Here is a 22,748-nt window from a genome sequence, read left to right on the forward strand (position 1 = left end):
CGCAGGCTTACGCCTGCGGTGTGCGCTTACACTCTGCTATCACTTCAACGCCGTCGTCGCCGTTGTCTTGCTCTAAGCGTACGTCGAATTTCCAAAGCCTATGTAAGTGGCGCATGACTTCATCTTTTGAATCCCCTAGGGGAATGCCCCGCTGAGGAATATAGCGAAGGGTGAGCGAGCGATCGCCTCTTACGTCCACATTATGTACCTGAATATTAGGTTCCAAATTGCTCAAATTGTACTGGGCGGACAGTTTCTCCTTGATAATTTGATAACCCATTTCATCGTGAATTGCACTCACTGCTATAAAAGGCTTTTTGGTGTCGTCTTCGAGAGCGAATAACTTAAAGTCGCGAATGACTTTGGGCGACAAAAACTGACTGATAAAACTTTCGTCTTTAAAGTTTTCCATAGCGAAATGCACGGTTTCCAACCAGTCCTTACCGGCTATGCTTGGCAAATACTTATAATCTTCCTCGGTAGGCGACTGGCAAACTCGCTTAATGTCCATAAACATGGAAAAGCCTAACGCATACGGGTTTATACCGGAGTAATAGGGACTATTGTACTCTGGCTGCATGACTACGCTTGAATGACTGTGCAAAAACTCCATCATAAAGCGGTCGCTTACTAAACCCTCATCGTACATCTGGTTTAAAATATGATAGTGCCAAAAGCAGGCCCACCCCTCATTCATCACTTGAGTTTGTTTCTGCGGATAAAAATACTGGGAAACTTTTCGTACAATACGCACAATTTCACGCTGCCAAGGTTCAAGTAGCGGTGCATTTTTTTCGATAAAATAAAGCAGGTTTTCCTGGGGCTCTTGTGGAAACCGAATTTTTTCTTTGTGTTTGCTGTGCGGACTATCGGGGAGGGTTCGCCATAGTTCATTTACCTGAGATTGAAGGTATGCTTCCCGTTCTTCTTGCCTGTTTTTCTCTTCTTGTAACGAGATTTTCTGTGGACGTTTGTAGCGGTCAACGCCATAGTTCATTAGCGCATGACAGGAATCAAGTATGTTTTCTACGTCTTCATAGCCGTATTTCTGTTCGCACTTTGCAATATAGTTTTTGGCAAAAACTAAATAATCGATAATCGAGCTGGCGTCAGTCCAGGTTTTAAATAAGTAGTTCCCTTTAAAGAATGAATTGTGGCCGTAACAGGCATGTGCCATAACCAGTGCTTGCATCGTAATGGTGTTTTCTTCCATTAGATATGCAATGCAGGGGTCAGAGTTAATAACGATTTCGTAGGCCAGACCCATTTGACCACGACGATATTGCTGCTCAGTTTGTATAAATTTTTTGCCAAAACTCCAGTGGGTATAATTAAGTGGCATGCCTATGCTGGCGTAGGCATCCATCATTTGTTCTGCGGTTATTACCTCAATTTGATTAGGGTAAGTGTCGAGTTTAAATTTCTTCGCAATGCGATCGATGTGCTGTTCATACTCTTCGATAAGTGGAAACGTCCAGTCGGGCCCATCGCTTAATAAGTGGCGTCTTGATGTTTCAGGCTTGTTGTTTTCTTTTGCCATAGCGTCGGTTGTCATATTAGGCTCCTTGCTGCGCATCTTGTGCAGAGCGTTTGAATAGCTCTCTGAACACAGGGTAGATGTCGGCCTGGGTTTGTATGTGCTTACATACAAAATTATCGTGAGTAGCGGCAACTTTCTCATATTCACGCCACAAACTTTGGTGTTGTCTTTCTGTTATTTCGATATAAGCGTAATAGCGGGTCGCTGGTAGTAACTTGGCAGTAAGGAGGTCGCGACATTGCGGTGAGTCATCAGCCCAGTTGTCGCCATCTGATGCCTGAGCAGCATAGATATTCCAATTTCCATTGCTGTAGCGCTCGCGAACCACTTCGTCCATTAATTTCAAAGCACTCGAAACGATGGTGCCCCCTGTTTCTTGTGAATAGAAGAACTCTTGCTCATCGACTTCTTTAGCTTGAGTATGGTGGCGAATATAGACCACCTCTACATTTTCGTAGGTGCGCGTTAAAAACAGATATAGCAAGATGTAAAACCGTTTAGCCATATCTTTGGTGGCCTGATCCATTGAGCCTGACACATCCATTAGACAGAACATTACGGCTTTACTCGAGGGAAGAGGACGTCTGTCATAATTTTTAAAACGCAAATCGAAGGTGTCGATAAAAGGCACCCGTGCAATTTTCGCTTTAAGTGTTTCGATTTCTTCTTTTAATGCATTTATTGCAAACGTATTCTCGTGTTTGTCCTCGACAAGCAGTGCAAGCTTTTCTTCAAGCTCTCTGAGTTTCTTTCTATCACTGCCGCTAAGGGCAATGCGCCTTGCAACAGAGCCTTTTAACGAACGAACAATATCTAGATTACTCGGCACGCCGTCGGTTTGATAACCAGCGCGATAAGTTTCAAATTGAGTAACCTTATCAAACTGATTTTTCTTTAAGTTAGGTAGCGCTAAATCTTCAAACAGTAAGTCTAAATATTCGTCTTTGGATATAGAAAATACAAATTCGTCCTGACCTTCGCCCTCATTGCTTGCATCGCCTTCACCTGCACCCTGACCACCGCCACCGGGTGGCCGGTCAATTTTGTCACCTGCTATGAATTGATCATTGCCGGGGTGCACAATGTCTCTACTGCCACCTCGACCTGTATGAAAAATAGGTTCAGAAATATCTCTGGCGGGAATGCTAATTTGTTCGCCAGAGTCTAAGTCGGTTACCGAGCGTTTGCCTACCGCATCAGAAACCGCGCGCTTTATCTGCTGTTTATAGCGCTTGATAAAGCGTTGGCGGTTTACCGTGCTCTTACCTTTGCTGTTTAACCTTCGGTCAATAAAATGCGCCATACACACCTGCTTACTTTGTTGTGAACGTCAAATGCCCGTTTTAAAGCGTGCCAGTGCACGCTTTAAAACCACGTAGTTCAAGCCCTATGATGCTTTACGTACGCGCAAGTACCATTCACATAGCAATCGAACTTGTTTCTGCGTATAGCCTTTTTCAGTCATGCGGTTTACAAAGTCGTCGTGCTTTTTCTGCTCTTCTGCAGAGCCTTTGGTGTTGAAAGAGATAACCGGCAGCAAGTCTTCCGTGTTAGAGAACATTTTCTTCTCAATCACAGTGCGCAGCTTTTCATAGCTAGTCCACGCTGGGTTTTTACCGCTGTTATTTGCACGGGCCCTCAAAACAAAGTTAACGATTTCGTTACGGAAGTCTTTAGGATTACTAATTCCTGCAGGCTTCTCCGTTTTTTCTAACTCTGCATTGAGAGATGCTCTGTCGAACAACTGCCCAGTTTCTGGGTCGCGATACTCTTGATCTTGGATCCAAAAGTCAGCATAGGTTACGTAGCGATCGAATAAATTTTGTCCATACTCAGAATAAGATTCTAAATATGCAGTTTGAATTTCTTTTCCGATGAACTCTACGTAGCGTGGAATTAAGAAACCTTTTAAGAACTCCAGATACTTATCTGCGGTTTCTTGTGGGAATTGCTCACGTTCAATTTGACGCTCCAATACATAGAACAAATGAACCGGGTTTGCCGCCACTTCTTGATGGTCGAAGTTAAAAACTCGAGAGAGGATCTTAAATGCAAATCGAGTAGATAACCCTTCCATACCCTCGTCGACACCCGCGTAATCGCGGTATTCCTGATATGACTTAGCTTTCGGATCAGTGTCTTTTAAGCTTTCACCGTCATAGACTCGCATTTTGGAAAACAAGCTGGAATTTTCAGGCTCTTTTAAACGAGATAACACGGTAAATTGAGCCAAGCATTCTAAAGTGTCTGGAGCACAAGGTGCACCGTTAAGCTCACTACTATCCAACAGCTTCTTGTATATGCGAATCTCTTCACTAACTCGTAAGCAATAAGGCACTTTTACAATGTAGACTCGGTCTAGGAAGGCTTCATTGTTTTTATTGTTTCTAAATGTCTGCCACTCAGATTCATTGGAGTGGGCCAAAATTAGACCGTCGAAAGGAAGGGCAGAGAAGCCTTCTGTTGGGTTATAGTTGCCTTCTTGTGTGGCGGTTAACAGTGGGTGCAGCACCTTAATGGGCGCTTTAAACATTTCCACAAATTCCATTAACCCCTGATTGGCTTTACACAACGAGCCAGAATAACTGTAAGCGTCAGGGTCGTTTTGTGCATATTGCTCTAACCGACGAATGTCAACTTTACCCACTAGCGCTGAAATATCTTGGTTGTTCTCATCACCGGGTTCTGTTTTCGCTATACCCACTTGGTCTAGCACCGAAGGATAAACCCGAACAACTCTGAACTGAGTAATATCGCCGTTAAATTCATGTAGGCGCTTGCGAGCCCACGGCGACATTATGGTTTTTAAATAGCGTTTAGGAATGCCATATTCTTTCTCTAAGATGTCACCGTCTTCTTTAACATCAAATAGACAGAAAGGGTGGTCGTTGACCGGAGACCCTTTAAGCATATAGATAGGTACGTGCTGCATCAGCTCCTTAAGACGCTCTGCTAGCGAGGACTTACCGCCGCCCACAGGGCCAAGTAAATAAAGAATTTGTTTCTTTTCTTCAAGCCCTTGTGCGGCATGCTTAAGGTAAGAAACGATTTGCTCTATCGCTTCTTCCATACCGTAGAATTCTGAAAAAGCTGGATATCGAGAAATAACGCGGTTTGAGAAAATGCGGCTGAGCGCCGGGTCGTTGGCAGTGTCGATTAGCTCTGGCTCACCAATAGCTTGTAGCAAACGTTCTGCAGCGTTTGCATAAGCGCTTTGATCTTCCTTACAAATTTCAAGGAACTCCCCAATGGTGAACTCTTCCTGTTTTCGCTCTTCATAGCGACTTTGATAGTGTTCAAAAATACCCATGAATACCCCTTAAATACGGAACCCCGTAACTTCAGCTTAGTAGGTATTTGGGAAAAGGATAGTAATTATTGTGTATAGTTTTTAATCTTTTCGTCTAACGAAAAATGCAACTTTAATAAGAATTTAGTGTCTCTTAACGAGCAATTTCACATAAATAAAAGCCCCGCTCGTGAGCGGGGCTTTTCATTCAAATTTATTAACGCTATACAGAACTAAATATGTTCCACATTAAGGCATTTGGCTTACGCGAAGTTTTTGCTTGCGAATTCCCAGTTAACCAGTGCCCAGAAGTTTTCTAGGTACTTAGGACGCGCATTACGGTAATCGATGTAGTAAGCGTGTTCCCAAAGGTCGACTGTTAGTACTGGTGTAAGGTCGTCACCAGAAATTGGCGTTTCTGCATTGCTCGTGTTAACGATATCTAGGCTGCCGTCTGCAGTTTTAACAAGCCATGTCCAGCTTGAGCCAAAGTTGTTCACTGCTTTGTCGTTAAACGCTGCTTGGAAGTCTGCAAATGAGCCCCATTTTGCATTGATCGCATCAGCTAGCGCGCCTGTAGGCTCGCTGCCGCCATTTGGGCTAAGGCAGTGCCAATAGAACGTGTGGTTCCAAACTTGTGCTGCGTTATTGAAAACACCGCCTTCAGAAGATTTGATGATTTCTTCTAGGCTTTTGTTTTCCATATCAGTACCTTCAACTAGGCCGTTAAGCTTAGTTACATAAGTAGCGTGGTGCTTGCCATAGTGATATTCAAGCGTTTCAGCAGAAATATGCGGTTCTAGTGCATTTTGTTCGTATGGTAATGCTGGTAATTCAAAAGCCATGACGGTCTCCATGTTGGTTTAGTATTTTAGTCTAAAGCACACTTATCTTCGCCTGTTCAATAAGTGCCAATCAACCCTTGGTTGTCTATATCACTTTAGATGATAAAGCATATCCCAAATGTGGGGATAAAGTCCTATAACTCAATGACAAAATTGTGAAATTTTTTAAAAACCAATGTTTATCATCGAAGATAATGATTCGGTGTACTGGTAGATAGCATTACAGGCAGTGAAAAGATCAATATGGTGATGAGTAATTAACGCTAAAAATATGATACCCTCCACCTTGATAAATCATTCATGCATTCCCACTTAACTGGGAATACACTTTTGTGCTCAGAGGAATCAAATGGATAATACTGAAAATCAATCAACGCTGGATAGAATCAAGCAGCAAATCGAAGAAAACCCAATTTTGTTGTACATGAAAGGTTCACCAAAACTGCCTAGCTGTGGCTTTTCTTCACAAGCATCGCAAGCGTTGATGTCATGTGGCGAACCATTTGCGTATGTCGATATTCTACAAAACCCTGATATTCGCGCTGAACTGCCAAAGTATGCGAACTGGCCAACTTTCCCACAGTTGTGGGTAGAGGGTGAGTTAGTGGGTGGTTGTGACATTATTATTGAAATGTTCCAGCAAAACGAACTACAGCCGCTTATCAAAGAAACTGCTGCTAAGTACAAAGAAGCAGAATAATCGTTGTCTTAAATCCCCTATTTTTAAAATCATAAAAATAGATTAAAAAGCCGGCTTACAGCTGGCTTTTTTCATTAATTTCCGCCAATAACTACGTACTTTTATCCCCACGAAATCTATATAGACAGGCCAGAAAACCAAATCCTCTACAGTCTAAAAAAATATTTTTATTTCATCGAAAAAGGTTTGTTTTTTAAAATCTTGCGTTCTATAACACAGTCATCTGACCGCTAATGAGTCAGTGTTGAAGGTATAAAACAACAACCACTCTAAACACTTTTTTGATGTGTGCAAAACACACAAAGTGCTTTCGAGAAAATCCGGGAAACCACCATGAATACAACCTTGTCTTTATTGACCAGAAACGTACGGGGCGTTCTAGCTGCATCTGCTGCGTTTTCAGTAATGGCTACTGCACCAGTTTATGCGCAAGAAGCAGAAGAAAGTGCGAAAGCTGAAGATTTCGAGCAAATTGCCGTTGTTGGTTCACGCGCAGCGCCTCGCTCAGTAGCTGACTCCGCCGTTCCAATTGATATTATCTCCGACGAAGAATTCAAGCAGCAGGGTGCCACAGATATGGTATCTATGATGCAAACTGTTGTTCCGTCTTTCAACGTGAACGACCAGCCAATTAACGATGCATCAACGCTTGTTCGTCCAGCTAACCTTCGCGGTATGGCGTCAGACCATACGCTTGTTTTAGTTAACGGTAAGCGTCGTCACCGCTCTGCAGTCATTACCTTCCTTGGCGGCGGTCTTTCTGACGGTGCACAAGGCCCAGATATTTCTGTTATTCCAGCGGCAGCCCTGAAGCAGGTAGAAGTACTTCGTGATGGTGCGGCAGCACAATACGGTTCAGACGCCATTGCAGGTGTAATTAACTTCGTACTTAGCGATGCATCTGAAGGTGGAACGTTTGAAGCCCGTTACGGTTCTTACTATGAAGGCGACGGCGACATGATCCAGTTGTCTGGTAATGTCGGTTTGCCACTTTCAGAAAATGGTTTCCTTAACCTATCAGCTGAATACCGTACAGCTGATGATACCTCTCGCAGCGTTCAGCGTGATGATGCAGCGGCACTTGTTGCAGCAGGTAACACTTTCGTTGCAGATCCTGCACAAATTTGGGGTTCTCCTGAAATTAAGCACGACATCAAACTGTTTGCTAACGCTGGTATTGAGTTGTCTGCTACTTCAGAAGCTTATATGTTTGGTAACTTCGCTGAACGTGAAGTTGAAGGCGGTTTCTATTTCCGTAACCCACACAACCGTGGTGGAGTAAACGACGGTGGTACAAATGCTGACGGCGAACAATTGTTGCTTGTAGGTGATTTGACTGGCGACATGTCAGGTAACTGTCCAACTGATATCGTGGTTGGCGACAACGTACTTACTAATCCACGTTACATTAGTGAAGTAGCAAATAATCCAGACTGTTTCGCGTTTAACGAGATTCTTCCTGGTGGCTTTACACCTCGCTTTGGCGGCACGGTAACGGACATGTCTCTTGTGTTTGGTACCAAAGGTGAGTTGGATAACGACATTACTTATGACGTGAGTTTGAACCTTGGCCAAAACGAAGTAGATTTTGCTATCAGCAATACAATCAACCCGTCTTTAGGTCCAGATACGCCAACCTCGTTCAGCCCAGGTCGTTATACACAGTCTGAACAAACTCTTGATATTGACTTTACTAAACCTTTCGATGTTGGTTTGTACGAACCGCTATTCGTAGCGACAGGTTTCCAATATCGCAATGAAAGTTATGAGAGCGTTGCAGGTGATACAGCCTCTTATGAAATAGGTCCGCTGGCGACACAAGGCTTTGGCATTGGCTCAAATGGTTTCCCTGGCTTGGCGGCCAATAGCCAAGGTCGTGTGTCCCGCAACAACATTGCACTTTACGTTGACGCAGAAGCCTATATTACTGAAAACTTCATGTTAGCCGGTGCGCTTCGTTACGAAGACTTCTCTGACTTCGGCGATACGACAAAAGGTAAAATTGCGTTCCGTTGGCAAGCGCTTGAAAACATCGCGTTCCGCGGTGCATTCTCAACTGGCTTTAAGGCGCCTACGCTTGGTCAAAGTAACGTGCGTAACGTTACAACAGCGTTCGGTACGGGTGGTCAGTTAATCGACCGTGCAACGCTACCACCAACAGACCCAGTATCGCAGCTTAAAGGTGGCGAGCAGTTAACGCCTGAAGAATCAGAAAGTATCACGTTTGGTATAGTAGCCGACTTTGAAAATGGTCTTTTCATTACTGCTGATTACTACAACATTGAGCTGACTGACCGTATTAGTACAGCGTCTGGTATTGCGTTAACTGAAGACGATATTGCAGCACTTATTGCGCAAGGCATTAACGATGCTTCTAGTTTCCAAGAGATCAGTTTCTTTACTAACGACTTCGATACAACTACTGAAGGTCTTGATGTAGTAGCAAACTACTCGATGGAGATGATGGGCGGCGAGACTAAGTTCTCACTTGCCTACAACTGGACATCGACAGAGGTTGACCGTGCATCGGACAACATTTCAGCTGAGCGTATTCGCATGCTAGAAGACAACCTTCCAGCAGTGCGCTACAGTGCAACAGCGAATCACACCAACGGTGACTGGCGCTTCCTTGCACGCTTGAACTATTACGGTAGCATCTTTGAAGATCACTTAGATTCTGCATTGCCTATTGATAAAGTAGGTTCAGAGTTTACTGTGGACTTAGAAGTAGCTTATAACTTCACTGAAGAGTTTACTGTAACGGTAGGCGCGAAAAACGCCTTTGATGAATACCCAGATGAGAATACACAGTATGCCGGTATCGCAGGTTCGTTGTATCCAACTACCTCACCAATCGGTATTAACGGTGGCTTCTATTATCTAAGAGGTGTTTATTCTTTCTAATCGCTAGTTATAGCGAAAACAACTTTCACAAATGTTTCGAAGTGAAGGGGAGCATTAGCTCCCCTTTTATCTTCTATCATCATTTACGTGAAAATTTACCAAAAAACAGGCATTATTGATGCCCATGTAAGCAAATCGAAACACGCAACATTTATTATTATGACGAGAAAGTCGACAGTAGCTGAAACCTTTTTAAAATACCGCTCTAAGTTAATGCGCGCGGTAGGTTCTATTGTTGGCGCCGACGACATTGAAGATATCGTGCAAGAAGCTTTTATAAAGAGTTACGAAGCAGAATTAAAACAAGAAATACAATACGAGCGGACATACATGCTCAAAACAGCGCGTAACTTAGCGCTAAACCATGTTGCAAGAGCTGAAAATAAAAACAAACAGCAGTTGGACGATATGGATATGTTGCCTTACGAACTTGTTGGGCACAGTTTAGAAAAGAATGTAGAAAGTAAAGAGCGCTTTATTCATTTTTGCCGAGCGACAGACACGCTGTCAGCTGATGTAAAACGCGTATTTTTACTCAAAAAAGTATATGGCATGCGACAAAGAGAAATTGCAGAGCTTGTGGGGCTAAGTGAAAGCACCGTAGAGAAGCATGTCGCCAAAGGTTTAATGATGTGCTCTAGATATTTAGCTGAGCTTTCAAAGGACAGTGCATCCCCCCGTGCCACTGCTACCGCGACTCAGGACATAAGCAGTAGTTAACATGAACAATATTCGCCAGTTTTCAAGCAAAGAAGATATTCAAGAGCAAGCCTGCCTTTGGATAAGCCGTCTCGACCGCGGGTTAAAAAGTGACGAAAAAGAAGTATTAGACGATTGGCTATCTGAAAGTAATTCCCACCGCCAAGCATTATTAGATGCTGCAAGTTTATGGGACGATATGTCGGTGCTTAATGAACTAAGTGGGCTATTCCCTCAGCCGACAGCCCGCCAACCGTTGAAAAAACACAGCCTTCCGAAAACAGCAGTTTGGGGCATTGCAGCAACGTTCTTAGTCATGGCAATTGCTGTTGGCGTTATTGTTCAGCGTACATGGTTAGACAACGCGCCTGAATTCGCCGCTGTAAGCCAGAAAGTGCAAACAGGGGTGGGGGAGCAGAAAAACGTTACCCTAGCAGACGGTTCACAGCTTCACCTGAATACAAACTCTACAGTCACCGTAGACTTCACATCAACGGCGCGCAATATCGTGTTGTTGAAAGGCGAAGCTCACTTTGAAGTCGCTCACGATAAAACGCGCCCATTCTCGGTTACCGCGGGTAATAATACGGTAACAGCAGTTGGTACGGCTTTTAATATGCAGTACGTCGACGACAATGCATTTGAATTAGTGGTTACTGATGGAAAAGTATTGGTTAAAGACCGGTTCAAGTCATCATCATCAAACGAATCTCTATTTGGAAAACGCCCCGTTTCGGAAGAAGGTCTGCTGATGTTTGCGGGAGAGAAAGCTACTGTGTTAGGTAAAGTAGAAGCCCGCGAGAGTATGTCGCAAAATGATATTGACGATGATTTAGCGTGGCAGCAGGGCATGATAGTATTTAAAGGCGAGCCATTAGATGCCGTGTTGGCAGAAATTGGACGTTATACACCTGTTCGTTTTCACATTTCTGACGATAGTTTACGTAAACGACGTGTAGCAGGATACTTCAAAGTAGGCGATATAGATGGCTTACTTTCTGCGCTAAAGAGCAGTTTCAATATTAATTATCAACGAGTCACTGAAACAACGATTGAACTGAGCACTGCGAAAAGTTAAATATTTCTGAAAGCTGGGTGCTTTCGATGATTACTCATTGGCATCATTTTATTTAATGTGACAATATAATTAAAATAATAAGCACATCGATTTAATATCTTGCAGTACGGCAATTTTGCAATAAGCAGGCAATCTAAAAATAAAAGAAAAAAGCTGCATGCTTTCGCGTGTTCGGCTTGTTGTCGTTCGCAAAATAAAATACTCAAACGCTTTATATCTAGTGTGTTTTTACCTGCGCATATAGTCTCTGGTATTTTTCTCCTTTTATGGCCAACGGAAACGGTGTTTGCGCAAAATATTAGCGACTCGCCCATTTTGTCTGAAACCCAGTCTTCCTCTGATGCAATTACATTTTCAATACCTGCCCAAAACGCCAATGAGGCGCTGACTGAGCTTGCTAAACAAGCCAATACAACGTTGTTGTTTCCCTTTGATCTAGCAAGAAAAGTAAAGACGAATGCTTTAGAAGGTACGTTTACATTGGATGAAGCCTTGACCCAGCTTCTCGAAGGAACGGAGCTTGCCGTTATTAGTGATGAAAACGGCGTATTGAGTATTCGTTCGCGCTCATCCCTTCTAGCGAAACCAAAACAAAGCGAAGACAACGAGAATGAGGTTGAGGAAAAGACTAATGGACTTGAAAAAATCGCTGTCGTTGGTACTAGAAACTCGCCTAGAAGTGCTGTGGATTCACCGGTCCCTCTCGATGTTATTGGCTCTGACGCGCTAAGTTCTCAAGGTAATACCGACGTGCTCTCTATGTTGAGCGTGATGGTTCCATCTCTTAATGTAAATGACCAGCCAATAAATGATGCTAGCAGCTTGGTGAGGCCTGCGAATTTAAGAGGTATGTCTTCAGATCATACGTTGTTGCTTCTAAATGGAAAACGACGACATCGCTCCGCGGTTATCACGTTTCTAGGTGGCGGTTTATCTGATGGGGCACAAGGGCCAGATATTTCAGTTATACCCGCTTATGCCCTGAAGCAAGTAGAGGTACTGCGAGATGGGGCATCGGCTCAGTATGGCTCAGATGCTATAGCTGGCGTTATTAACTTCGTCTTGAAAGATGCAAGAGAAGGAGGCAGTGTCGCTTTGAAGCTTGGCGGATACAGCGAAGGTGACGGCGAGCTTTTTCAATTTCAGGCGAATAAAGGTTTCGGCATAGGAGAGACAGGCTTTATCAACGCCACAGCTGAGTACAGGCAGCAAAATGGTACATCTCGTTCTGTTCAACGCACTGATGCTCAAAACCTTCAAGAGCAAGGTAATACATTTATTCAAACACCTGCTCAAATTTGGGGGGCGTTAGATGTGAACGAAGATATCAAACTCGCACTCAATGCTGGCCTTGACCTGTCTTCTTCATCGAAATTGTATAGTTTTGCTACCGCGGCACGCCGTGAGATTAATGGTGGATTCTATTTTCGAAATCCACAAACTCGTGAAGGTGTGTTTAGCCGCACGGACTCTGCTACTGGAGAAAGTCGTCTTATTGTTGCGGATTTAGATGGGTTGGAAAACGGTATTACATGCCCTTCTATTACCCTTTCAAGTAGTAATGTTTTATCAAATCCCGATTATCAACGAATAGCAGATAACTCAACCGCGCTTGGTGCAAACTGTTTTGCCTTTAACGAGTGGTTTCCCGGCGGGTTTACGCCCCAATTTGGCGGATCGATTACTGATGCCTCAGTTGCTATGGGAATAAGGCACGAACTTCCCGATGGCTGGGCGATGGATGCAAGCGCCACACTTGGATACAGTGATATTGAGTACACTATTTCAAATACGGTTAATCCATCATTGGGCCCTCAAACACCCACAACTTTCTCACCTGGAGGCGTTTCGCAGGTAGAACGTACGTTTAATCTGGACTTTACCAAGTTAATACAAACCATTTTTGAAGATCCAATCAGCATTGCCCTGGGTGTTGAATGGCGCAAAGAAACCTACTTTCAGAAAGCGGGTGATGAAGCGTCGTATGTTGCAGGTCCCTACGCACTAGAGCCTCCACTGGGCTTGAATCAAGGATTTTCTATAGGGTCAAACGGCTTCCCAGGTTATCAGCCGCAGTCAGCAGGCCATTGGAGTCGCAATAATTGGGCGCTGTATGCGGACGTTGAGCTTTTCGTTACAGAAGAATGGCAGTTTGGTATGGCGACACGCGTTGAACATTTTAGTGATTTTGGTTCAACGTTCGACGGCAAGGTAAGTACTCGATATAAATTAAACGATCTGTTTGCATTACGCGGGTCGGTTAATACCGGGTTTAAAGCACCCACAGTGGGTCAAAGCAACGTAATCAATGTTACCACTGCCTATGGTATAAACGGGTTGGAGGACCAGGCGACGCTGCCGCCTACCGACCTAATATCGCTCCAGCTCGGTGCAACGCCACTGACACCCGAAGAGTCGGTTAACTTCAGTTTAGGGGTGGTTATGCAGGCAAGTGAGACCTTTTTTGCCACTTTGGATTATTTTAATATTCGTCTTGCGGATAGAATAAGTACCACATCAGCTATACCGTTGACCGAAGAGGACATTACTGCACTCATCGCTAAGGGGCGCCTTGATGCAGCTAAATATAATGCAGCTAAATATTTTACTAATGATTTTGATACGAAGACACAAGGTGTCGATATCGTTGTAAATTACAGCTTTTCTCATGAGGATTGGTCAAACTCTTTGCTGCTCGCTTATAACTGGACAGACACGCAGGTGGAACGGGTTACTCGCTACCCAGCTCTAGTCAATGGCGAAATACAACTTTTACCAAATCTAACCCAGGCTCGCGTTAAAATGTTAGAAGATAACCTGCCGGGTCATCGAGGCAGTCTTACTCTCGAGCAATCAAAAGGTAATTGGGCTTTTACTTGGCGTTTAAATTATTACGGCAAATTTTATGAGGACCATCTTGATGCCTCAGCGGGTATGGATATTTTTGGCAGTGCGCTAACCACGTTTGATGCTCAACTCTCTTGGCAAGTACTACCGCACACTGTGCTTACCTTTGGAGCGCAAAACCTCTTCGACGCGCTTCCTGAAGAAAATCCATTTCAAGGAGAGGTTGGGGCGCTTTACCCACCTACATCTCCAAGTGGCATTAATGGTGCTTTCTATTACGCAGGGCTTGAATATACTTTCAAGTGATAGTCCGACAGTTGTATTTCAAATCACTGCTTTGAATGGTGTTATAGAAAGGATAATCAAGTGAGGTTCTTCGTGTTTTTCGCCACATTAATGCTGCGGAAAGTAGAAGGCATTGTGATAGAGACGGAAGAAAAAAGGGACAGATGGAATAAAGTGAAATGGGCCTAATGAACGTTCCTAGCCCACGTTTTTAAATAAGGTTTCATCGACAATTGTTTGATCAATAATTTGCTGTGCCATATTGATGCACTTGCCGCATTGAGAACCAAGCTCTAAATGTTGACGTAACTCACGCATATTCCCCACACCGTTTTCTTCAACAGCCGCGCGAATGCTCTTATCAGTTACCCCATAGCACATACAAACAAACATTAAACGTACTCCAAATGAATCTGTAAATGATAATAATTGCTATTCATAAATTTGGCAAGCAGATATTTAAAATTTAATGCAGTGAAATTGATTGCTGTTTGAACTATGCAAAAAGGTTTTTGCTCTCTGATTGGTATGATCTGTCAGAAAAAGCAGCATAGGGTATTGTTATTCGAATAATAGTACCTACCTTTGCTCATAGATAGTTATCTTAAATAATTGCGCTAAGTAATTATTTTTATTATTACAATCCACATTTAAATGGAGAGACTCATGAGTGTATTAGTTGGCCGCCCGGCGCCAGATTTTACTGCGGCAGCAGTGCTTGGTAGCGGTGAAATTGTTGATACTTTCACGCTAAGCGAAGCTATAAAAGGTAAAAAAGCAGTCGTCTTTTTCTACCCGCTAGATTTCACATTTGTTTGCCCGTCTGAGCTTATTGCGTTTGACAAACGTTTCGACGAATTCAAAAAGCGCGGTGTTGAGGTAATTGGTGTGTCGATCGATTCTCAATTTTCACACAACGCGTGGAGAAACACTCCAGTAAATCAAGGTGGTATCGGCCCTGTTAAGTATACTTTGGTGGCGGATGTCAAACATGATATTTGCCAAGCTTATGATGTAGAGCACCCTGAAGACGGTGTAGCGTTCCGCGGTTCATTTCTTATCGATGAACAAGGTATGGTACGTCACCAAGTAGTAAACGATCTGCCACTTGGCCGAAACGTAGACGAAATGCTGCGTATGGTTGATGCACTAGCGTTCCATGAGGAGCATGGTGAAGTTTGCCCGGCGGGTTGGACCGAAGGTAAAGCGGGTATGGATGCGTCACCTGAAGGCGTGGCTAAGTATTTATCTGAAGAAGCTGACAAGTTATAAGTTAACCCCGTAAAATCAATAAAAGAACGGCGCCAATTGGCGCCGTTCTTGTTTTTCACCAATCCGTATAGATAATTACACATCTGCATTTAAGCAGCATGCTCATCATCGAAAGATTAGGCCTTTTAGTTTAATCTTCGCTTCCTACAGGCCAGCCGCCCAATGCTTTATATCGATTCACCATATAGCAAAATAATTCGGTAGTTTTCTGCGCGTCATACAGTGCACTGTGTGCTTCGTTTTGATCAAATTCAATGCCAGCAGCACGGCAAGCTTTTACCAGAACAGTTTGTCCTAGCGCCAAGCCAGCAAGGCTTGTTGTATCGAAGGATACGAAAGGGTGAAATGGCGTTCGTTTAATATTACAGCGTTCTAACGCAGCATTGACAAAACTCTGATCGAAAGTAGCGTTGTGAGCCACAATAACCGACCGCTGACAATCGGCATTTTTTTGCGCTTTGCGAATACCTTTACAGAGATCTTTCATCGCTTCACTTTCTTCGATAGCGCCTCGCAGAGCACAATTAGGGTCAATACCATTAAATTCTAGCGCTGCGGGCTCTAAATTCGCACCCTCGAAAGGATCGATATGGTAATGGAAAGTTTGATCCGGGTGCAAAATACCGTTGTCGTCCATTTTGACGGTTACCGCCGCGAGTTCCAATAGAGCGTCGGTACCTGCATTAAATCCGGCTGTTTCAACGTCGATGACAACGGGAAAATAACCTCTAAAGCGCTGGGAAAGAAGGGGCGGGTTAGCAGACATAAACACTCTTGTAGACTAGATTAGAAAAACAAGTTGATGACTTTAAATGTGCACCAACATGAGAACGTACGAGAATAATGAATTATCGCAAGGATGTTACTGAGTTGCCAGTTTCAATTTGAAGACTATCAAATGAAGATGAGATTAGTAGCTAAAACAAGAAAAGTGAATGGTATTAGGCGCTAAACTTTTCTACACTTTGGACGATAAACACATTATAGGTGGAACTACGCGCTGCCATATTTGCTATGGCGATAGTTTTTACTAAGGTAAATTGAGCTTGTTCGAGTTTACTTAGCAGCGTGGATAATGTGGCTTTCAAAAGGGTGAGGTGATGAAAAATGTAGCCTGCACCTGGTTTAGTTTGATTTTCGTAATGGTGTCGAAATGGTCTCGAAATTAAAATATATCGCGTTGATCGGGATGGTGAGTTCACTTTCCTCCCAAGCCGCCATGCGGCAGTATTCTGCGACAATAGAGAGCTCTAGCTGGCGTATCGATACCGACACACGCTTACAGTGTACGCTTAATCATGATTTGCCAGGATATGGTGAAGCCATGTTCACAAGCACCGCATCAAAACAGCTCAATATGGAATTTGAGCTGGATATGCATTTGCTGCCCAGTAAATTTGATATGGCTGCTGTTTATTCTGTACCACCAAAGTGGATGCCGGGCGTTGCACCTAAGCCTATTGCGGATATGTCGCTTCGGAAACAATATAATGGTGACCTGCCTAAAGACGCTGCATGGACGATGCTATCTGAACTAGAAAAAGGTTTTTGGCCCACCATCTATTATCAAGATTGGTACAATAAGTACGACCAAGTCAGTGTAGCGCTAAACGCAAGTAATTTTTCGAGTGTATATCGCGAATTCGTTAAGTGTGTATCTAATTTACTGCCTTTCAATTTTGACGATATCGCCTATACGGTACTGTCTTATCAAAACAACAGCACTGAGCTTACTAAGTACTCACAAAAGCGCCTTACTATGATAGGTGAGTATTTAAAAGAGGACAGCGAGCTAGAACTGGTGCTTCTTGATGGTTATACCGACAGTTACGGTGGCCGTTGGAACAATGAGCAGCTTTCTATACGCCGCGCTAATGAGGTCAAAAGTTACCTCACAACGCTTGGTGTGCCTGAAGATAGAATTAAGCTTACCGGTCATGGCGAAAAACGCCACATCGCGCCAAACGATACGAGAGAAAGCCGTGCGCAAAACCGACGAGTGGTAGTACGTCTGTCTAAATCTTAAGCGCTGGTTGGCTATTACCAACTTACCAAAGTATAAGAAATGGAGGGGAAAATTTCGCCCTCTACTTCTTGGTAGATCGCCATGACAAAACTGGGACTAAGTGATCAGTAAATACACCGTCAGCATTTACAACCTTATCAAGCATGTCTAGCACTTGCTCGCTTGTCATGCTGTCAGGCAAAGCGTCTTTTCGGTAGGTGTAAGGGTGGATCGTCAGCCCGTTTTTGTGAGCGAACTCAAGCCACTTTGCCGCTTCAATCTTCCCCTTTGCCATTGCTTTGTTATTCAGTAGGTGGCCTAACCATGGCCCTATACCATCAGCATAAGATGCTACTTCGTTCATACCTTCTTCAGAACGAACCCAATCATAGTCGGTGTCACTTTCGCCCCAGCTATTCTCGCCTATAAGCATCACCACTTTGCCTTTATAACCCAATGTTTCGCGAATGCGTTTCACTTCTTTAAAATCAAAACATTGAATATAGCTGTTGCTATTTTCCACACCGAAACCGAACGCATTGAGGGTGTCGATGACAATCTTACTCGCATCAACGCCTTCGTCGTGGTGAAAAGCAGGAGACTTAACTTCAGGATACACGCCAACAGCTGCTTCAAACTGGCGATTAAGCTCGCTGATAAGCTCAAAGTGCTCAGTTAATGTAGCAATCTTAAAATTCGCGTGTTTACCTTGGTATCTATCCTTAAATACGGGGGTACCGTTGCCACCTGTACGTTCATGTACTCTTAGTGCTCTCAATTCTGCAAGTGTAAAATCCCGTGCATAATACCTTCCGTCAGCACGGTGCCGAGCGGGAAATACGTCTTCAACATCGGTAACGGTTTCCAGATGAATATCGTGTAAAACAACAGGTATATCGTCTTTGGTAATGACTACATCTTGTTCTATAAAGTCGGGCCGCAAAGAGAAGGCAAGCGTAGCAGCTTCAAGTGTATGTTCTGGTAAATATCCTGATGCGCCGCGATGTGCAATAACCGTGAAGGACTTAGTAGCGTTTGCTTCATTAGTGTTAGCAAGTGGCGCACTTGATGTGAAAATGCTTGAACACACTAATAGTAAAGCAGGTAAAAGACTTTTCTGTATAGCCTTACCTTTCACACTATTTGAATAAACTAACTTTTTGTACTGCACAGTAGCACTACTCCATGTGTTCATTGTTATTTGCCTTTTCTCTTCTAAGCCTTTTAAATTATTAGGCCTCAGTTAAATCATTACTATCAGTGCTCGAGCGAGATAGATTTGTTTTGTATAAGTTCTATCGCATAGCCGTCGGGGTCACGGACAAAGGCTATCACGGTGGTGCCGCCCTTTACGGGGCCGGGCTTTCTATAAACGTCAGCGCCGTTTGCCGCTAAGTTTTCACAAAAGCTGTAGATATCGTCAACCTCAATAGCGATATGGCCATAGGCATCGCCTTTATCATAAGTGTTATCGCCCCAATTGTAGGTCAACTCAAGCACTGTGCTGTCAGACTCATCGCCATAACCGACAAATGCCAAGGTATATTCGTATTCCTTGTTCTCTGATTGACGAAGAAGGCGCATACCCATTAGCGAGGTGTAAAAATGAAGTGATGATTCTAAATTCTCAACTCGAAGCATAGTGTGAAGCATTCGCATAACAGATTCCTATTTTGCCGACACCGAAAGTAATGGCTTGCGGCGTACTGCATGATTATTGCGTGGTTAATGTCTCTCCATTCAAGCGAAAACACCGCATATCAATTAAGGGCTTACAGTGATATTTAGTTTGAGAACAGAGCAAAAAACACAACGCAGTGTGACTTTAATAAATAAATGTTAACCCTTTAAGACAGTTATACAATTTTTGTTGGTGAATTAAAGTCATTTAAAAGTTACATAGATACATTAATAAAACACGCGACTAAAAAATAAACGCGAAATGATTGGACATGACGATGTTTTACCTGTACCTTCTGTCTCGCTCTAGATATGTTATATGCTTTACCTAATACTGCGCTGTACCTTTCTTTATTCCTTCAAATTGAAGTTCTATTTAGATATACAACTGCTTTACTAGCTTGGTTATGTCTATTGCTATCGGTGATTTTCACCACAACATCAATTTTTTTAAAAAAGGTTTTTATTATGTCTAATTCAGTAAACGGCACAGTTAAATGGTTCAACGAAGAAAAAGGTTTCGGTTTCCTAACACCTGAAGCTGGCGGTAAGGACGTATTCGTACACTTCCGTTCAATCACTTCTGACGGTTTCAAAACTCTTGCTGAAGGCCAAGAAGTTAGCTTCGAAGTTGAACAAGGTCAAAAAGGTCCACAGGCTGCTAACGTAGTAGTTCGATAAGACCTTAACGCTTATCTACTAAATATGGGCTCTTTGACTCGCTGAGCGAGGCGCAGAGAGCCTACTTTCCGTTTTAAAATTTCTTAACACAACCTGCGAGGAATTCAAAACAAACTACATTTATAAAGAAGTTCTTAATATGCAAATCCAACATTCTGTATCTACATTCAATAGCGCGACATCTTCAGCGTTAATTTCAAATATCTCTACCAACAAAACCACTGTTGCTTTTAAAGAGGCAAATACCTATCGCCATGTTGTTCTCACTTCACGTGAAGAAGTTAGACGATTCGTTGCTGAATTGGTAAAAGCGTCTTAACGGCACAAGTTGGGCAAATCTTAGGTCGAATATTAATCATCTATGCGCTTAGTATTAGCTTTACGTCGTTATGAAAAGCTACGTTTATCATTACCGTAGTACGCCATTATTGGCCGACAATAATACAAAGCATATACAAAAATAGCGTTAGATTATGTTAAGGCCAGCATACTTGTTTTGCATGCTGACCTAATTGCATTAAGCATTAGTGAAAAAACAGACGTTTCTTCGAAATTATTTTGCTTTCAAATCTATCTCGGAATCAGCAAGTAAGTATATGCTAGCTGCGTATGCTGCGATGTTTTGCGCAAGCTCATCGGGATTGATTTTATCTAAAGTGTCATCCGGAGTGTGGTGAAGATCGAAATAGTCCCTTCCGTTCTGATTCAGTCTAATTGTAGGCACGCCTTTCGCTGCAAGTGGAATAATATCCGGACCGCCGCCGGCGATATCAGCGCCGCCTCGAACAATGCCAAGTGGAGAAAGAATCTTTGCGATTTCATCTACTAGTACTGTTGCTTCGGAGTTTACATTAGACACCAGTTGCCAAATAGTTTGCGCCCCAAAGTCAGACTCTGTCGCCAGCACATGATTATTAAGGTTCTTCTCATGCTGTTTTGCGTAAGCAAATGCGCCTAACAGGCCAACTTCTTCAGCACCAAACATAACTACACGAATAGTGCGTTTAGGGCGTTCAGGAAGTGAAGCAATTAACGCGGCAGCCGCCGTTGTTATTGCAATACCAGCACCATCATCGACCGCGCCCGTACCTAAGTCCCAACTGTCTAAGTGGCCGCCTATAAGCACGATTTCTTCAGGCTTTTCACTACCGACTAAATCTAAAATGACGTTGCCGCTGCTTACTTCGCCCTTCCACTTGGATTCCGAATGAAGCGAAAGTGAGAGTGGTTTACCAAGATTGTGTAGACGTCGTAAATGATCAGCATCTGGGTTTGAGATAGCAACGACGGGGATATCTGCCCAGTTTTCGCCATCAGAACTCATCATGCCTGAGTGAGGAAAACGATGAGAATCCGAACCCACTGAACGCACTACCAGTGCCTCAGCACCACCGCGTTGAGCATGCTGCCACCCTATACGGCGACGTTGGTTAGCCTGACCGTAGCCTGCACCTGTTTGACTTTTCACCATGGCGTCGCCATCGACGAAGGCAATTTTGCCTTCCAGAGCACCGTTTTCAACAGCTGTTAAAGCGTGAATGTCGCGGAAATACACAATGTCTGCATTAATTTCTTTTTCTGAAGGGGCCGCACCACCTAACGCAGTGCCATAAAGCGGTTGTGCATAGGGTGAAGTAAGTGAAATATGTAAATGACCTCTATCCCAAAAAGGCATAGTGAACTCTTCTACACTAACTTTATCGAAGCCCAATCGAGTTCCTACTTCAACGCCCCAATCTCTTGCGCGTTTCTCTGCTTCAGAGCCGCCTAATCGAGGGCCTACTTCTGTAGTAAGTGATTCTACAATGCTATAGCCTAAGTCACTTTTTAGTGCTTTTTGGATAAGTGCTTCAGCATTTTTTTTCTGTTGAGGCGTAATTGGTGAGCTTTCAGCGAAAACGCCAAAACTGCAAGCACTTACCAATGCACCAAGCGCTAAACTTTTAGCGATAGTATTTAATCGAGACATGTGTTCTCCGTGAGTTATTTTTATATTTCTATTTTATTTGCGTTGGCACAAATATGACATATCAATCATAGCCAATTTGATTGGTGCTTTCGAGGCAAACCATAAGCCCTAGTGGTTCGTTAATCGTAAAGTCGTTTGGTGCGATCTGTTATATGAGATAGAAAAAAATAAAAAAGGAGTCTTTCGACTCCTCTTAAAATGTTTTTATTTCCGCTTCTTCAGCATCAGCTTTTGTTTTTTCTCTTGCTCTTTGAGTACTTCGTTAATGAAGCTTTTCCTTCCGAATTCTCGTGTAATAACGCACTTATTTAAGTCAAATCCGCGGGCAGGGCAGTATTCTCTTCCATAAAGAATGATTTGTAGATGCAGGTCGTTCCATCTCTCTCGGGGGAACAGGCGTTTTGCGTCACGCTCGGTTTGCTCTACACTTTTTCCGTTTGAAAGGCCCCAGCGATACATGAGTCGATGGATATGGGTATCTACGGGAAATGCAGGGATGCCAAACCCCTGAGACATGACAACTGCTGCGGTTTTATGTCCTACAGCCGGCATCGCTTCTAATGCCTCAAAGCTTGCTGGAACTTCACCGTTATGTAGCTTGATAATCATGTCGGATAAATGCCAGATCCCTTTAGATTTCATGGGCGATAAACCACAAGGACGGATAATGTCTTGAATTTCTTCAATACTCATCATCACCATGTCATAAGGGTTATCGGCGCGAGCAAATAGCTTCGGAGTAATCTGATTGACCCTTTCGTCAGTGCACTGCGCTGATAGCAGCACAGCGATTAGAAGAGTGTAGGGATCTTTATGATCTAGGAAAATAGGTACTTCTGGATAAAGTTCATCCAAAATTCGCATGATTTCTTTGACTTTTTCTTGCTTTGAGATGGGCTTAGCAACATCTAACATTAAGACAGACTCTTACTCTTATTTTATGGTCTCGGTAAA

General features: G+C 43.4%; 19 protein-coding genes. 9 read left to right on the forward strand and 10 right to left on the reverse strand.

Features of this window, described 5'->3' with window-relative positions; translation table 11 throughout:
- Positions 1-7: 7 nt before the first annotated feature.
- From ACM0P2_RS05925 to sodB, 4 genes are all read right to left on the reverse strand, one after another.
- Positions 8-1,555 carry a SpoVR family protein gene (locus ACM0P2_RS05925; protein ID WP_159118173.1) on the reverse strand — a complete coding sequence of 516 codons (1,548 nt, stop codon included), beginning with the start codon at positions 1,553-1,555 and terminating at the stop codon, positions 8-10.
- Between the two features lies 1 nt (position 1,556).
- The gene (locus ACM0P2_RS05930; protein WP_159118172.1) at positions 1,557-2,843 is read right to left on the reverse strand and encodes a YeaH/YhbH family protein; all 1,287 of its coding nucleotides are present in this window, start codon (positions 2,841-2,843) and stop codon (positions 1,557-1,559) included.
- 84 nt (positions 2,844-2,927) lie between these two features.
- Positions 2,928-4,850 (reverse strand): PrkA family serine protein kinase, encoded by a 1,923-nt coding sequence (locus ACM0P2_RS05935; protein WP_419227421.1) that lies wholly within the window; start codon positions 4,848-4,850, stop codon positions 2,928-2,930.
- Between the two features lie 242 nt (positions 4,851-5,092).
- Positions 5,093-5,674, reverse strand: a complete 582-nt coding sequence (gene sodB, locus ACM0P2_RS05940) for a superoxide dismutase [Fe] (protein ID WP_159118171.1) — start codon at positions 5,672-5,674, stop codon at positions 5,093-5,095.
- A gap of 349 nt (positions 5,675-6,023) precedes the next feature.
- Between sodB and ACM0P2_RS05945 the strand changes: the two genes are divergently transcribed.
- The 5 genes from ACM0P2_RS05945 (at position 6,024) to ACM0P2_RS05965 (ending at position 14,208) form a co-directional block, all read left to right on the forward strand.
- Complete coding sequence (locus tag ACM0P2_RS05945; protein WP_014948765.1) at positions 6,024-6,374, forward strand: Grx4 family monothiol glutaredoxin; 351 nt, start codon at positions 6,024-6,026, stop codon at positions 6,372-6,374.
- Positions 6,375-6,707: 333 nt separating this feature from the next.
- A complete protein-coding gene (locus ACM0P2_RS05950; RefSeq protein ID WP_159118170.1) occupies positions 6,708-9,278 on the forward strand; it encodes a TonB-dependent receptor plug domain-containing protein in 2,571 nt (856 codons plus the stop codon).
- A gap of 159 nt (positions 9,279-9,437) precedes the next feature.
- Positions 9,438-9,998, forward strand: coding sequence for an RNA polymerase sigma factor (locus ACM0P2_RS05955; RefSeq protein ID WP_373996009.1), 561 nt, complete (start codon positions 9,438-9,440; stop codon positions 9,996-9,998).
- Between the two features lies 1 nt (position 9,999).
- Positions 10,000-11,055, forward strand: coding sequence for a FecR family protein (locus tag ACM0P2_RS05960; RefSeq protein WP_159118168.1), 1,056 nt, complete (start codon positions 10,000-10,002; stop codon positions 11,053-11,055).
- 282 nt (positions 11,056-11,337) lie between these two features.
- Positions 11,338-14,208 (forward strand): TonB-dependent receptor domain-containing protein, encoded by a 2,871-nt coding sequence (locus ACM0P2_RS05965; RefSeq protein ID WP_419227422.1) that lies wholly within the window; start codon positions 11,338-11,340, stop codon positions 14,206-14,208.
- A 177-nt stretch (positions 14,209-14,385) separates the two neighbouring features.
- On the opposite strand, the gene ACM0P2_RS05970 is transcribed toward ACM0P2_RS05965, so the two are convergent.
- Positions 14,386-14,580 carry a bacterioferritin-associated ferredoxin gene (locus ACM0P2_RS05970; protein WP_105931824.1) on the reverse strand — a complete coding sequence of 65 codons (195 nt, stop codon included), beginning with the start codon at positions 14,578-14,580 and terminating at the stop codon, positions 14,386-14,388.
- Positions 14,581-14,853: 273 nt separating this feature from the next.
- On the opposite strand from ACM0P2_RS05970, the gene ACM0P2_RS05975 reads away from it, so the two are divergent.
- Complete coding sequence (locus ACM0P2_RS05975) at positions 14,854-15,459, forward strand: peroxiredoxin (protein WP_105931825.1); 606 nt, start codon at positions 14,854-14,856, stop codon at positions 15,457-15,459.
- A 130-nt stretch (positions 15,460-15,589) separates the two neighbouring features.
- On the opposite strand, the gene rnt is transcribed toward ACM0P2_RS05975, so the two are convergent.
- Positions 15,590-16,225 carry a ribonuclease T gene (rnt, locus tag ACM0P2_RS05980; RefSeq protein WP_159118166.1) on the reverse strand — a complete coding sequence of 212 codons (636 nt, stop codon included), beginning with the start codon at positions 16,223-16,225 and terminating at the stop codon, positions 15,590-15,592.
- 387 nt (positions 16,226-16,612) lie between these two features.
- Here rnt and ACM0P2_RS05985 point away from each other — a divergent pair, with 387 nt between their 5' ends.
- Entirely contained in the window at positions 16,613-17,485 is an 873-nt protein-coding gene (locus ACM0P2_RS05985; protein ID WP_159118165.1) for a flagellar protein MotY, read from the forward strand.
- 61 nt (positions 17,486-17,546) lie between these two features.
- Here ACM0P2_RS05985 and glpQ read toward each other — a convergent pair whose 3' ends face one another.
- A complete protein-coding gene (glpQ, locus tag ACM0P2_RS05990) occupies positions 17,547-18,659 on the reverse strand; it encodes a glycerophosphodiester phosphodiesterase (protein WP_159118164.1) in 1,113 nt (370 codons plus the stop codon).
- A gap of 62 nt (positions 18,660-18,721) precedes the next feature.
- A complete protein-coding gene (gene gloA / locus ACM0P2_RS05995; protein WP_159118163.1) occupies positions 18,722-19,123 on the reverse strand; it encodes a lactoylglutathione lyase in 402 nt (133 codons plus the stop codon).
- Positions 19,124-19,612: 489 nt separating this feature from the next.
- Between gloA and ACM0P2_RS06000 the strand changes: the two genes are divergently transcribed.
- Both ACM0P2_RS06000 and ACM0P2_RS06005 read left to right on the forward strand, forming a co-directional pair.
- Positions 19,613-19,825 carry a cold-shock protein gene (locus ACM0P2_RS06000; RefSeq protein WP_105932040.1) on the forward strand — a complete coding sequence of 71 codons (213 nt, stop codon included), beginning with the start codon at positions 19,613-19,615 and terminating at the stop codon, positions 19,823-19,825.
- A gap of 139 nt (positions 19,826-19,964) precedes the next feature.
- Positions 19,965-20,144, forward strand: a complete 180-nt coding sequence (locus ACM0P2_RS06005) for a hypothetical protein (RefSeq protein WP_120960249.1) — start codon at positions 19,965-19,967, stop codon at positions 20,142-20,144.
- 234 nt (positions 20,145-20,378) lie between these two features.
- Here the strand turns inward: ACM0P2_RS06005 and ACM0P2_RS06010 are convergent, their stop codons facing one another.
- Both ACM0P2_RS06010 and ACM0P2_RS06015 read right to left on the reverse strand, forming a co-directional pair.
- Entirely contained in the window at positions 20,379-21,794 is a 1,416-nt protein-coding gene (locus ACM0P2_RS06010; protein ID WP_159118162.1) for a M20/M25/M40 family metallo-hydrolase, read from the reverse strand.
- A gap of 204 nt (positions 21,795-21,998) precedes the next feature.
- Positions 21,999-22,709 (reverse strand): endonuclease III domain-containing protein, encoded by a 711-nt coding sequence (locus ACM0P2_RS06015; RefSeq protein ID WP_173359488.1) that lies wholly within the window; start codon positions 22,707-22,709, stop codon positions 21,999-22,001.
- Between the last annotated feature and the right edge of the window lie 39 nt (positions 22,710-22,748).

The organism is Alteromonas sp. OM2203 (genome assembly GCF_048517045.1).
GTDB lineage: Bacteria > Pseudomonadota > Gammaproteobacteria > Enterobacterales > Alteromonadaceae > Alteromonas > Alteromonas gracilis.